A 12,300-nucleotide genomic window follows, 5' to 3' on the forward strand; every position below is an offset into this window, starting at 1 on the left:
CAACGGCCCTTGCGGGCCGTCCCGCGGCGTCCGACGCTGGAGGTGACGCACGGCCCCGGCACAGGGGTCCCGGCGGAGCGGAGGTGAGCGAGATGCGCGCCGACCCTGGTGACCGCATCGTCATCCAGTCCCGCAGCCAGGGGGTGGTCTCCCGCGACGGGGAGGTCCTCGAGGCCCGTGGCCCGGACGGCACCCCGCCCTTCCTGGTGCGCTGGTCGGACAACGGCCATGTCGCCCTGGTCTTCCCCGGCCCGGACGCCGTCGTCGCCCCGGCGAGGCTGCACCCGTACCCGCTGGACCACCTCCAGCACATGACCCACCTGGCCCAGCACGGGACGAGGCACCACCTCGACGCGGCCTGAACCGCCCGCCGCCGGCGCCGGGACGCCGCACGGGCGGGCACGCTCCGTCCCTGCGACCGACGCCGCACGGGCCGGCACGCGCCGTGACGCGCCGAAGGGCGGCACGTGGGTGCCGCCCTTCGGTGTGCCGTGCTCCCCGGCCGGTCCGGAGCGGTCCGGCCGGGGGTCAGGCGGGTGGGTCAGAAGCCCATGCCGCCCATGTCGTCCCCGCCGCCGGCCGGGGCGGCCGGGGTCTTCTCCGGCTTCTCGGCGACGACGGCCTCGGTGGTGAGGAACAGGCCGGCGATGGACGCCGCGTTCTGCAGCGCCGAGCGGGTGACCTTGACCGGGTCGGCGACGCCGGCCGCGAGCAGGTCCTCGTACACGCCGGTCGCGGCGTTGAGGCCGGAACCCGCGGGGAGGTTGCGGACCTTCTCCGCCACGACGCCGCCCTCGAGGCCGGCGTTGATGGCGATCTGCTTGAGCGGCGCGTCGACCGCGACGCGGACGATGTTCGCGCCGGTCGCCTCGTCACCCTCGAGGTGGAGGTTCTCGAACGCGTCCTTGGCGGCCTGGATGAGGGCCACGCCACCACCGGCGACGATGCCCTCCTCGACGGCGGCCTTGGCGTTGCGCACCGCGTCCTCGATGCGGTGCTTGCGCTCCTTGAGCTCGACCTCGGTGGCGGCACCGGCCTTGATGACGGCCACGCCGCCGGCCAGCTTCGCCAGACGCTCCTGCAGCTTCTCGCGGTCGTAGTCGCTGTCGGAGTTGTCGATCTCGGCGCGGATCTGGGCCACGCGGCCCTCGATGAGGTCCGCGTCGCCGGCACCCTCGACGATGGTGGTCTCGTCCTTGGTGACGACGACCTTGCGGGCGCGGCCGAGCAGGTCGAGGTCGGCGTTCTCGAGCTTGAGACCCACGGTCTCGGAGATGACCTGACCACCGGTGAGGATCGCCATGTCCTGCAGCATCGCCTTGCGACGGTCGCCGAAGCCCGGGGCCTTGACGGCGACGGACTTGAAGGTGCCGCGGATCTTGTTGACGACGAGCGTGGCCAGGGCCTCGCCCTCGACGTCCTCGGCGATGATCGCCAGCGGCTTGCCGGACTGGATGACCTTCTCCAGCAGCGGCAGCAGGTCCTTGACGTTGGAGATCTTGGACTCGACGAGCAGGACGTACGCGTCCTCCAGGACGGCCTCCTGACGCTCGGCGTCGGTGACGAAGTACGCCGACAGGTAGCCCTTGTCGAAACGCATGCCCTCGGTGAGCTCGAGCTCCAGGCCCAGGGCGTTGGACTCCTCGACGGTGACGACGCCCTCCTTGCCGACCTTGTCGAGGGCCTCGGCGATGAGCTCGCCGATGGCCGGGTCAGCGGCGGAGATCGACGCGGTGGCGGCGATCTGCTGCTTGGTCTCGACCTCCTTGGCCTGCTTGAAGAGGTGCTCGATGACAGCCTCGACGGCCTTGTCGATGCCCCGCTTGAGGGCGATCGGGTTGGCGCCGGCGGCCACGTTGCGCAGCCCCTCCTTGACGAGGGCCTGGGCGAGCACGGTGGCGGTGGTGGTGCCGTCCCCGGCGACGTCGTCGGTCTTCTTGGCGACCTCCTTGACCAGCTCGGCGCCGATGCGCTCGTGCGGGTCCTCGAGGTCGATCTCCTTGGCGATGGACACACCGTCGTTGGTGATCGTGGGGGCGCCCCACTTCTTCTCCAGGACGACGTTGCGGCCCTTCGGGCCGAGGGTGACCTTGACGGTGTCGGCGAGGATGTTGAGGCCTCGCTCCATTCCGCGGCGGGCCTCCTCGTTGAAGGCGATGGTCTTGGCCATGCGTTCGTTCCTCCACTGGTGGCGGTTTGACGCAGCTGGCGAGCGCCCGCGACGGACGACCGGAGCGGTTGGCGGTCACGTCCCGCCACCCGCCCGGCCTCACCGGCCAGCCGGTATGTTCTGTCACTCTCGGACCGAGAGTGCTAACGCCGAGTCTGGCACTCTCCCTGTCCGAGTGCAAGACGCGTCCGGCCGTGGACGTAACCTTCTGGGATGTCGGTCGCCACCCTGCCCCGGACCGCCGCACCGGTCGAGAGCCCGGCGCCGCGCCGTCGTCGGCGGCTCCGCCGAGCCGCCGGGTGGGCGGTGGCGGCCCTGGTGTACGCCGTCGTCGCGCTGTGGTCCTTCCACCTCAAGGCGACCGAGTCCACCGAGGCCTTCGTGGACCTCTACCTCGACGGCGTGCACCTCAGCGCCGAGGGGACCGTCGGCGACGTCCGGGCCCGTGAGGCGGCCGAGTACCTGCCCGGCAGCCGGGTGCTGGCCCGCGACGCCGACGACCCGCGGGCCCTCGCCCTCGCCCAGGAGCAGCGCGACTGGCTCGCCGCCGGCACCGTGCCGGGCGAGGGGACGCGGTACGAGGAGCTCGTCTCCTCCGCCCTCCTGGACATCCGCACCCTCACCGGGGCCACCTTCGACGACCCCGGGAGCGAGACGGCGGCCGCCCCCGGCGCCGTGGTGGCGGGCTGGACGGACCGCTGGCGGTACGTCTGGCCGCGGGACGCCTCCTTCGTCGCCGCCGCGCTGGCCCGGTCCGGCCACCCGGACGACGCCGTCGAGGTCCTCGGGTTCGTCGAGCAGGCCCAGAGCGCCGGCGGCGGCTTCCAGGCCCGATACCTCCCGGACGCCTCGGGCGTGCCGGACGGCCGCGGGATCCAGCTCGACGGCACCGGCTGGGTGCTGTGGTCGGCCGCCACCGTCCTGGACACGCTGCCGGACGGCGCACCGCGCGAGGCCGCGCTGGAGCGGCTGCGGCCCCTCGTCGACCGCGCGACCGACCGCATCCTCGAGCTCACCGCCGACCCGCCGCACCTGCCCCCGCCGTCGGCGGACTACTGGGAGGTCCAGGAGGACGAGCTCACCCTCGGCACCGCCGCCCCCATGCTCGCCGGGCTCGAGGCCGCGGCGGGGATCTACGCCGCCGCGGGCGACCCCGCCCGGGCCGACGCCGCCGCCGGGCGCGCCGCCCAGCTGCGCACCGCGGTGGAGGAGACGTTCGGGTCGGACGGCTACACCCGCTACGCCGGCGACGCCGGTCCGATGACGGCGCTGCTGGGTGGGGACGGCCGCGACGCCGCCACCGCGATGCTGCTGCCGCCGTTCGTCGCCGAACCCCTGCCGGGCGCGGAGGAGGCCTGGCTGGCGTCGGCGCAGGAGATGGCCCGGCCCGCGGGCGGCCTCGCTCCGGGCTCGGGGTGGAAGCGCGACGGCATCTCCTGGACCCCTGAGACCACGCTGTACGCGCTGACGGCGGCCCGCAACGACCACCCGGAGCGCGCGACGGCGTGGCTGGACTGGGTCGAGGCCCACCGCACCGGCTCGGGCGCCATCCCCGAGAAGGTCCTCGCCGGCGGGGCCCCCGCCGCGGTCGCCCCGCTGACGTGGTCCAGCGCGAACGTCGTCCTGGCGGTGGCCGCGCTGGAGGACGCCGGGGCCCTGTAGGGGCCGCCCGGGGCGCTCAACGGGCCCGCGCCGCGGGCGGGCGCGGAGGGCTACTCGAGGTCGACGCCGTCCTGGACGGTGCGCTCACGCTGGTCGTCGGCCGGGGGGAAGATCTGGCCAGGGGTCACGAGGGCTCCTCGAGGAGGACCCGCGCTCGTGCGCGGGCGGGGGGAAGGACGTCGATCCGAACGTATCGACACCGCAGTCGTTCACCAGGGACCCAGGTCCCGGCGCGCCTCGGCCACGGCAGCACTCGCGCGAGGTGGCACACCCCGCCCCGCTCGCGCGACCGGGTCCGGGCGGGGCAGGATCGTGGGCGTGAGCAGCACACCCCCGACCGCCGTCCCGACAGGCGCCGCCGGCCCGTGGTCGCGGTACGTCGCCCTGGGCGACTCCTTCACCGAGGGCCTGTGGGACCTTCCCGACCCGGCCCGCCCGGACCGCCTGCGCGGGTGGGCCGACATCCTCGCCGGCCGTCTCGCCGGCCGGCTCGCGGCCGGACCGACGCCCGGCGACGACGCCGACGACGCCGGCAGCACGGACGGCGGCGCCGACGGGCTGGTGGACGACGGCCTGGTCTACGCCAACCTCGCCGTCCGGGGCCGTCTCCTGGGTGCCATCGTCGAGGAGCAGCTGCCCGAGGCCCTCGCGCTCGGCCCGGACCTGGTCAGCCTCGTCGGCGGCGGCAACGACCTCCTCCGCCCGGGGTCCGACCCGGATGCGCTCGCCGACATCCTCGAGGGCGCGGTGGTCCGGGTGCGCGCGACCGGCGCCGACGTCCTGCTGGCCACGGGCATGGACCCGCACGGCTCACCCCTCCTGCGCGCGACCCGCGCCCGGGTGGCGGTGTACAACGCCCACGTCTGGTCGCTCGCCCGCCGCCACGGCGCATCCGTCATGGACGTGTGGGGCATGCGCTCGCTCCGCGACTGGCGCATGTGGGCGCCCGACCGCATCCACCTCACCACGGCCGGTCACGAACGCGTGGCACAGGCGGCGCTCGTGGCGCTGGGGGTGGGGGCCGACGACACGGCCTGGGACGACCCGCTGGCACCCCTGCCCCCGGTGGCCCGCGCCGAGCGGCTCCGCTCCGACCTGCTCTGGGCCCGTCAGTACGCCACGCCGTGGATCGGCCGGCGGCTGCGTCGTCGCTCCTCGGGCGACACCCGCCCGCCCAAGCACGCCGAGCCGGTCGTCCTGACGCCCCGAACCTGAGCGCTCAGTCGCGCGGGCCGAGGTCGGGCGCGTCGCGCTGCCCGAACCGTTCGGCGAGCGCCCGACGGGCGGCGTACCAGCCCGCCATGCCGTGCACGCCGGGGCCCGGGACGGTCGACTGCGACGCGAGGTACACCCCGGGGACCCCGCCGTCGTAGGGGTTCCACGCCACCCGGGCGCCGAGGGCCATCCGCCGCATCGTCACCGCGCCGGAGGCGATGTCCCCGCCCACGAACGCCTCGTCGTGCTCCGGCATGCGCGCCGCGGGGATGACGTGCGCGGCGACGACGACGTCGCGGAAGCCCGGCGCGAACCGCTCGAGCTGCGCCGTCACCAGCTCGGTGACGTCGGCGGCCGAACCCGCCGGGACGTGCGCGTACGTCCACAGCGGCCGCAGCCCCCCGGCGCCGCGCGAGCGGGCCACGACGGTGGGGTCGGAGACGAGCATCATGGGCCGGGCCGGCAGCCGCCCGGCGGCGACGTCGCGCTCGGCGGCGACCATCTCGGCGCGGGTGCCGCCGACGTGGACCGTGCCGGCCGCGCCCACCCGCTCGTCGGACCACGGCACGGGGCCGGAGAGGACGAAGTCGACCTTCGCGGCGGCGTCGCCGTAGCGGAACCGCCCGAAGCCGCGCCGCGCGGACGGGCGCATCCGGGCGCCCCACACGGCGGCGAGCGTCGCCGGAGAGGTGTCGAAGAGGTAGGCCCGCGCCCGGGGCAGCGTCCGCCACGTCCGGACCGGCTCGCCGGTGCGGACCTCGCCGCCGTGGGCACGCAGGTCGGCCAGCAGGGCGTCGGCGATGGCCTGGCTCCCCGCGGCCGGGACGGGCCACCCGGGGTCGTGGGCGAGGGCGGCGAGCATGAGCGCGGTGCCGGCGCCGGCGAGGGACGGCAGCGCGGTGATGGCGTGCGCGGCGACGCCGGTGAGCAGCGCGGGCGCCACCTCATCCCGGAATCGGGCCCCCCACCAGGGGCCGCCCTGCTCGACGACGCCCGCGGCGAACGCGACCGCGGCGCGCGCACCGGCGGGGGTCAGCAGCGACGGCGGCACCGATCGGTGGTCGCCCAGCGCCAGGTCCACGACCGCCTCACGCCCGCGCACGAGCGGCCCGAGGAGGCCTCGCCACGCCTCTCCGTCGGCGCCGAGCTCCTCGGCGGTGCGCTCGAGGGAGCGGTAGGCCAGCGCCGCGGGCCGGCCGATCAGCGGCTGGGCGTAGGACACCTCGGGGACGACGAGCTCGACGCCGCGGGCGCCGAGGTCGAACGCCCGCAGGAACGGGCTCGCCAGGGCGAGGGGGTGCACCGCCGAGCACAGGTCGTGCACGATCCCCGGGGCGAGGCCGAGGTCGACGGTGCGCGAGCCGCCCCCGGCCGTCGGCTGCCCCTCGAGGACGAGCACGTCCAGGCCCGCCCGCGCAAGCGTGACGGCCGCGGCCAGGCCGTTGGGCCCAGCGCCCACGACGACGGCGTCGCGCACCTCCCGCCGGGCCGTCACGGTGCTCAGCCGGTGAAGTCCGCGCGCAGGACGATGGCGATGGCCTGGGTGGCGCTCGCGGACTCCACGAGGTTGGTGATGCCCAGGACGGAGGCCACCTCCTCGGCGGTGGCCTGCAGGCCGGCGTTGTTGTAGTACAGGGTCGTCGTGGCGGGGGTCGCCGAGGCGTAGTTGTCGGCCACGCCGCCGGTGAAGCCCTCCGCGGCGAGCCGGCCGACGACCTCGCCGGCCAGTCCGCCCACGCCGGCGCCGTTGAGTACGGCGATCGGGGTGCCGAGCTCGACGTTCGCGGCGGGCTCGGTCTCCTCCGGGGTCTGGGTGGTGGCGCCCTCCGTCGGCGCCTCGCTCGCGGCGTCGGTGGGCTCGGCGGTGGCCGTGCCGCCCTCGGTCGCACCCTCGGTCGCGGTGTCGGTGCCGCCCTCGGTGGCCGCGGCGGTGGCCGTCGCCGCCGCGGTCGGTGCCGCGGCGGGGTCATCGCCCCCGCCGAGCAGGGAGATCGCACCCCACGCCAGCAGCGGGGCCAGGACGATGACGGCGACCACGGGCAGCAGCGCGCGCCAGAGCGGACGCGGGCTGCGGTGGACGCCCTCGGGGGCGCGGTCGCGGCCGGCGACGTCGAACTCGTCCTCGTGGTCCTCGTGGTGCGTGCTCACGCAGGTGAGGTTATCTGCTCGGTGGACGCGCCCGCGCATCCCCCGCCGCGGCGGCGCACGGCCTGTGCCGGACAGGGGGCGGAGCGCACGGGCAGTGGCCGGGCAGGCGCGCGGGTGGGGCTACAGCCCCGAGCCGAGCCGCCGGGCGGAACGCTCGCGCTGGCGGGCCGAGCGCATGCGGCGCAGCCGCTTGACGAGCATCGGGTCGGCCGCGAGAGCGGCCTCGGAGTCCAGGAGCTGGTTGAGCACCTGGTAGTAGCGGGTGGCAGTCATGTCGAACAGGTCGCGGATCGCCGTCTCCTTGGCGCCGGCGTACTTCCACCACTGCCGCTCGAAGGCGAGGATCTCCTGCTCGGTCTCGCTGAGGGCGTCGGTGACCTCGTTCGCCCGGGCTGCCGTCACGGCGTTCCTCCTCGCTGGGACCTCTCGGGCCGGCCGCGCCGACCACCGTGGCCATGCTAGAGCAGCGAACGACACGCATGTCATTCCTCAGCGCGTCGCGTCGGCGCGTCGACCGGTCACCGGCCGGCCGGCACCCCCCGTCGCGCCGGGACCGCGGCCCGCCACCACGAGGTCCGGGTGAGCGTTGCCGCGTCGAGCGCCTCCAGCGCGCCCGCGACCGACCGGCGCCGGTCGAGCGCCTCGGCAGGCAGCCAGACCTCCGCGCCCGGGTGCAGCGGCAGGATCCGCACGCTCACCCGGTCACGCTCGGCGCCCGGCAGCACGTCGAGGTCGACGTCCCACGGCGAGCCGTCCCAGAAGCGGTCGGCGACGACGTCGTCGTCGACGATGAGCTGCGCGACGTCACCCGCCCACACCAGCCGGAGGACGCGCCGGTCCTCCCCGCGCGACGCCGTCCCCACGTCGGTGAGCCGGTAGCGCGCCGCGAGGTCGGTGAGCCTCTCCTGCGCCGGCGCCGAGGCCCGGCCCTGCGACCGGCCGTAACCGGGCGGCACCTCGCCGGGCCTGCGCTCGAGAACCACCCGTACCTCCCGCGGCGGGCGCGGCTGCCCCTCGCACCGCACGGGCAGGGACTCCCAGCCCTCGCCGAGGACGCGGACACGGGGCTCGACCGCCGCGCGGACGACGACGTCGCCGCCCTCGACCCACACCGGGTCCGCGCACAGCGTCACGAGCGGCCGCGCGTCGGCCTGCAGGACCCACACGTCGTCGGCGTCCTCGGCCGCGACGACCACCACGCGCGCCCGTGCACCGTCCAGCTCGACCTCGAGGGTCCCGCCCGGGCGCGCCCGGTGGACCCCGGGCGCCCGCTCCGCGAGCGCGCCGGAGACCACCGCGGCCGGGTCGAGGCACACGTCGACGTCGACGCCGCGCTCGGCGACGAGCACGAGCGTCGACGGGTCGGCCAGCGTCAGGGCGGACGCGGTCGCCCAGCCCACACGGATCCCGCCCACGTCCAGCCCGAACGGCCAGCGGGCGAGCGTCCCGGCCGGGACGTCGAACGGGCCGACGCGCAACCGGCCACCGGGCAGGTCGAGGGCGAGGACGACCCCGTGCAGGTCGGGCAGCGGCACGTGGGGCTGGTGCCAGCTGATCACGACGAAGCCGCTCGTCCCGTCCCCGCGCACCGCCCACCGCAGGGTCCGTGAGTCCTCGACGCCCTTCGGGAGGACGTCGGGCAGGCTCGAGCGCATGCCCACCAGCTGCGGGCCGAAGGCCCGGAGGAACGCGTGCTGGCGGCGCAGCGGCGCGTGGCTGGGCCCGAGGAGGCCGGCGGAGCCGATCGCGGCGTGGAAGTCGTAGTCGAGCCGGGGCAGGTCGTTGGGGTAGCCGGTCGCGTGGGACTCCTGGACCGCCGGGCCGGCGGGGTTCGTCCCGCCCGCGTACATGTAGTACCCCTGCCACGCCGATCCCGCCGCGATCTTGGTGTTGGCGACCGCGGCGATGTCGGCCCCCGTCGGGACGGGGCGGCGGTGGTAGGTGGTGGCCATGCCGCCGCCGAGCTCGCACGTCGCCGGCGGGAACGACTCGTCCAGCTTCCGGGGACTCACCTCCTCCGCGGCGACGCCCCGGACGTCGGCGCCGACCCCGGGGTCGTCCCACTCGTGCGAGACGAGGTAGTGCGACCGGAACGTGGGGTCCCAGGGTGCGTGGGCGTCGACCCAGAAGCCGTCGCCGTAGCCGGACCAGAGCGGGAGGACCTCCTCGGGCGGCAGCAGCGCGCCGCCCCACGCCGTCGCGGTCCACAGGGGGGCGCGCAGGCCGACCGAGCGGGCCATGGACTTCAGCGTGAGGAGGTGGTCCGGCTGGTCGTAGAGCTCGTTCTCCACCTGCACGGCGAGCACGGGACCGCCGGGGGCGCACAGCGCGGCGAGCTGCTCGCCCAGCGCCTCGAACCAGGGCCGGACGAGGGCGAGGTAGCCGGCGTCGTCGGTCCGGTGCCGCACCGGCGCGTCCTGCACCCAGTCGGGGAACCCGCCGTTGCGCACCTCGCCGTGGCACCACGGGCCGATGCGCAGGACGACGGCGAGGCCGAGCTCGTGGCAGAGGCGGACGAACGCGGCGACGTCGAGGTCCCCGTCGAAGCGCGGCGGGCCCGGGTCGCCCTGGTGGTGGATCCAGATGAGGTAGGTGGAGACGACGTCGACCCCGCCGGCCCGCATGAGGAGCAGGCGCTCGCGCCACCGCGCGCGCGGGACCCGTGAGTAGTGGATCTCGCCCGAGACGGGCACCCAGCCGACGCCGTCGCGGGCCAGGCCGCGGGCCGTCACCGTCAGGCGGGGGTCGGCGTCGGGGGCACCGGCCATCGCGGGGACGACGGGCGGACCCTGCCAGCCCTCGTGCCGGACCACCAGGACGTCGTCGTCACGCACGCCGGACCCCTCCCACCGCTGCCGGGGGACATCCCACCACACCGGAGCGCCGGTAGCCTCGTCGCGATGAGCCCCCTCCCCGTCGACCCGGCGTGGGCCGACGCCCTCTCCCCGGTCGAGCCGCGCATCCACGCCCTGGGCGAGTTCCTCCGCGGCGAGCTCGCGGCCGGTCACGGCTACCTGCCCGCGGGGCCGGACGTCCTGCGGGCCTTCACCTACCCCATGGCGGACGTGCGCGTCCTCGTCGTCGGCCAGGACCCCTACCCCACCCCGGGGCACCCCATGGGGCTGTCGTTCTCCGTCCAGCCGCACGTGCGGCCGGTCCCCCGCTCGCTGCGGAACATCTACCGCGAGCTCCACGACGACCTGGGGGTTCCCGCTCCCGACGACGGCGACCTCACCCCCTGGGCGAGGCACGGCGTCATGCTGCTCAACCGTGTCCTCACCGTGCGCCCGGGCACGCCCGCCTCGCACCGGGGGCGCGGCTGGGAGGAGGTGACCGAGCACGCCATCCGGGCGCTCGTGGCCCGGGGCACCCCGCTCGTGGCGATCCTGTGGGGCCGCGACGCCGCCACGCTCAAGCCGGTCCTCGGCGACACCCCGGTCGTGGAGTCGGCGCACCCGAGCCCGCTGTCCGCCTCCCGCGGCTTCTTCGGCTCCCGGCCGTTCTCGAGGGCCAACGCGCTGCTCGCGGAGCTCGGGGCCGAGCCGGTGGACTGGTCGCTCGCCGGCTGACCGCGGTGCCCGCCACGCGCGGTCGTGTCGCACGCTCGCGGGGTCGCGGGGCATCATGAGTACCGGGGGGTCACACCGACCGTCGGGCCGGCCCCCTCGAGGAGGAGACCATGGGAACCCCGGAGACGACGCGCGAGCCCGGGTGGCGCCCGGAGCTGGTCAACGACGCCCTCGTGCACCGCGGTCTCGTGCGGCCCGAGGAGCACGGCGACCACCCGGTCCGTGACCTCCTCAAGGGCGGTCGTGCCGCAGGCGCCCCCCGCACCGACGCCGAGAGCTACGGACGGGACTCCGAGCTCGTGGGAGCCGGTCCGGACGACGAGGACGAGTTCGTCCACGGCGACTCCGGCCAGGACTCGGGCTCGATCATCTGACCGGCTCCTCCTGACGTCCGCCGCTCCACGGGCGGCTCTCCCGGACCGTCGGACGGACGGCCCGGGTCTCCGGTCGTCCGGCCTGCTGTGGAGCCGCCTGTCGGAATCGAACCGACGACCGTCCGCTTACAAGGCGGGTGCTCTACCAGCTGAGCTAAGGCGGCGGGGCGGGCAGCAGTCTGCCACGAGCGGCAGGCCCGGGCCGAGCCGGCCACCCCCGTGCCGTCACTCCCCGGTGACCGCCTCGACGAGGGCGCCGGGCGTGTTCCACTCCTGGAAGACCTCGCCGTCGACCAGCACGGTCGGGGTCCCGGTGAACCCGTCCCGGCTGAACTGCTCGGTGGTCGCCGAGACCCACTCGGTGAAGCGGCCCTCGGCGATGGAGTCGGCCACGTCCTGGGGGACACCGGACTCGACGGCCGCCGCGGCGATGTCCTCGTCGGTGGGCTCGACGCCGCCACCGGACTCGCTCGCCCCGGCGTCGACGGCCTCGGCCCACAGCGCGAACAGGGCGGCGTGGAAGTCGGCGAAGGCCTCGGGAGCCGCGTCCGCGACGACGGCCGCCGCCTGGGCGGACCGGCCCGAGTAGCCCGAGAACTCCCCGGTCCGGTCGAGGATCGCCACGGGGTGGAACACGACCGTCGCGTCGCCGGCGGTCACCATCTCCTCGACGTCACCGGCGTTGATCTCCTCGAACATCGCGCAGAAGCTGCAGGTGTAGTCGAGGTAGACGTCGAGCACCGGGGCACCCTCGTTGGCCGTGCCGGCGACGAGGTCCGAGCCGAGCGAGATGCCGCCGTCCTCCACCGAGACGTTGGCCGGCACGGTCTCCACGTTCTCGGCGACGGGCTTCGAGCCCTGGCTGATGATCACGTAGAGGGCGATGGCGACGACCACCATGAGGGCGATGACACCGCCGATGAGGATGTTCCGGTTGCGGCGGTCACGCCGGGCCTGCGCCTCGCGCAGCTGCTTGGCCTGCTCGCGGGCGGCCTCGCGACGCTCGGCCTTGGTGGGGTTGGGGTTGCTCGGCATGACTCTTCCTGTCCCTGGGTCCGGTGCGGCGACGGCGACGGTGACGGCGACGGCGACGGCGCACCTGACAAGGGTAGGGCGCGCAGCGCCCCGCTCGTGCGGGACCGGTGGTGGTCGGGCGGTGGTG

General features: G+C 75.6%; 11 protein-coding genes and 1 tRNA gene. 5 read left to right on the forward strand and 7 right to left on the reverse strand.

All coding sequences use genetic code 11. The annotated features are described in order from the left end of the window. Positions 1-92: 92 nt before the first annotated feature. On the forward strand, positions 93-362 hold the full coding sequence (locus AAEM63_RS17000) for a DUF1918 domain-containing protein (RefSeq protein WP_341361402.1): 270 nt from the start codon (positions 93-95) through the stop codon (positions 360-362). 179 nt (positions 363-541) lie between these two features. On the opposite strand, the gene groL is transcribed toward AAEM63_RS17000, so the two are convergent. After that, positions 542-2,170, reverse strand: coding sequence for a chaperonin GroEL (gene groL / locus AAEM63_RS17005; protein WP_341359405.1), 1,629 nt, complete (start codon positions 2,168-2,170; stop codon positions 542-544). A 213-nt stretch (positions 2,171-2,383) separates the two neighbouring features. On the opposite strand from groL, the gene AAEM63_RS17010 reads away from it, so the two are divergent. Together AAEM63_RS17010 and AAEM63_RS17015 are read left to right on the forward strand one after the other, a co-directional pair. Beyond that, on the forward strand, positions 2,384-3,832 hold the full coding sequence (locus tag AAEM63_RS17010; protein ID WP_341359406.1) for a glycoside hydrolase family 15: 1,449 nt from the start codon (positions 2,384-2,386) through the stop codon (positions 3,830-3,832). Between the two features lie 318 nt (positions 3,833-4,150). Then, complete coding sequence (locus AAEM63_RS17015; protein ID WP_341359407.1) at positions 4,151-5,047, forward strand: SGNH/GDSL hydrolase family protein; 897 nt, start codon at positions 4,151-4,153, stop codon at positions 5,045-5,047. 4 nt (positions 5,048-5,051) lie between these two features. On the opposite strand, the gene AAEM63_RS17020 is transcribed toward AAEM63_RS17015, so the two are convergent. The 4 genes from AAEM63_RS17020 to AAEM63_RS17035 all read right to left on the reverse strand — a co-directional run bounded on the left by AAEM63_RS17020 (position 5,052) and on the right by AAEM63_RS17035 (position 10,029). Beyond that, entirely contained in the window at positions 5,052-6,542 is a 1,491-nt protein-coding gene (locus AAEM63_RS17020; RefSeq protein WP_341359408.1) for an NAD(P)/FAD-dependent oxidoreductase, read from the reverse strand. A gap of 5 nt (positions 6,543-6,547) precedes the next feature. Beyond that, positions 6,548-7,195: a LytR C-terminal domain-containing protein gene (locus tag AAEM63_RS17025; protein ID WP_341359409.1), complete on the reverse strand. Its 648-nt coding sequence runs from the start codon at positions 7,193-7,195 to the stop codon at positions 6,548-6,550. Between the two features lie 120 nt (positions 7,196-7,315). Next, the gene (locus AAEM63_RS17030) at positions 7,316-7,597 is read right to left on the reverse strand and encodes a DUF3263 domain-containing protein (RefSeq protein ID WP_341359410.1); all 282 of its coding nucleotides are present in this window, start codon (positions 7,595-7,597) and stop codon (positions 7,316-7,318) included. A gap of 116 nt (positions 7,598-7,713) precedes the next feature. Continuing rightward, a complete protein-coding gene (locus tag AAEM63_RS17035; protein ID WP_341359411.1) occupies positions 7,714-10,029 on the reverse strand; it encodes a beta-galactosidase in 2,316 nt (771 codons plus the stop codon). A gap of 66 nt (positions 10,030-10,095) precedes the next feature. On the opposite strand from AAEM63_RS17035, the gene AAEM63_RS17040 reads away from it, so the two are divergent. Together AAEM63_RS17040 and AAEM63_RS17045 are read left to right on the forward strand one after the other, a co-directional pair. Then, positions 10,096-10,764 (forward strand): uracil-DNA glycosylase, encoded by a 669-nt coding sequence (locus tag AAEM63_RS17040; protein WP_341359412.1) that lies wholly within the window; start codon positions 10,096-10,098, stop codon positions 10,762-10,764. A gap of 110 nt (positions 10,765-10,874) precedes the next feature. After that, positions 10,875-11,138 (forward strand): hypothetical protein, encoded by a 264-nt coding sequence (locus AAEM63_RS17045; RefSeq protein WP_341359413.1) that lies wholly within the window; start codon positions 10,875-10,877, stop codon positions 11,136-11,138. An 88-nt stretch (positions 11,139-11,226) separates the two neighbouring features. On the opposite strand, the gene AAEM63_RS17050 is transcribed toward AAEM63_RS17045, so the two are convergent. Together AAEM63_RS17050 and AAEM63_RS17055 are read right to left on the reverse strand one after the other, a co-directional pair. Next, positions 11,227-11,302, reverse strand: a tRNA-Thr gene (locus tag AAEM63_RS17050). A gap of 61 nt (positions 11,303-11,363) precedes the next feature. Next, the gene (locus AAEM63_RS17055) at positions 11,364-12,173 is read right to left on the reverse strand and encodes a thioredoxin domain-containing protein (protein WP_341359414.1); all 810 of its coding nucleotides are present in this window, start codon (positions 12,171-12,173) and stop codon (positions 11,364-11,366) included. Between the last annotated feature and the right edge of the window lie 127 nt (positions 12,174-12,300).

Source organism: Georgenia sp. M64 (assembly GCF_038049925.1).
Lineage (GTDB): Bacteria > Actinomycetota > Actinomycetes > Actinomycetales > Actinomycetaceae > Georgenia.

What these genes read in the sequence shown, in the direction of transcription:
- AAEM63_RS17000 (WP_341361402.1), top strand. Translation starts at nt 93, where the DNA reads ATGCGCGCCGACCCTGGTGACCGCATCGTCATCCAGTCCCGCAGCCAG.
- AAEM63_RS17045 (WP_341359413.1), top strand. Translation starts at nt 10,875, where the DNA reads ATGGGAACCCCGGAGACGACGCGCGAGCCCGGGTGGCGCCCGGAGCTG.
- AAEM63_RS17010 (WP_341359406.1), top strand. Translation starts at nt 2,384, where the DNA reads ATGTCGGTCGCCACCCTGCCCCGGACCGCCGCACCGGTCGAGAGCCCG.
- AAEM63_RS17040 (WP_341359412.1), top strand. Translation starts at nt 10,096, where the DNA reads ATGAGCCCCCTCCCCGTCGACCCGGCGTGGGCCGACGCCCTCTCCCCG.
- groL (WP_341359405.1), bottom strand. Translation starts at nt 2,170, where the DNA reads ATGGCCAAGACCATCGCCTTCAACGAGGAGGCCCGCCGCGGAATGGAG.
- AAEM63_RS17055 (WP_341359414.1), bottom strand. Translation starts at nt 12,173, where the DNA reads ATGCCGAGCAACCCCAACCCCACCAAGGCCGAGCGTCGCGAGGCCGCC.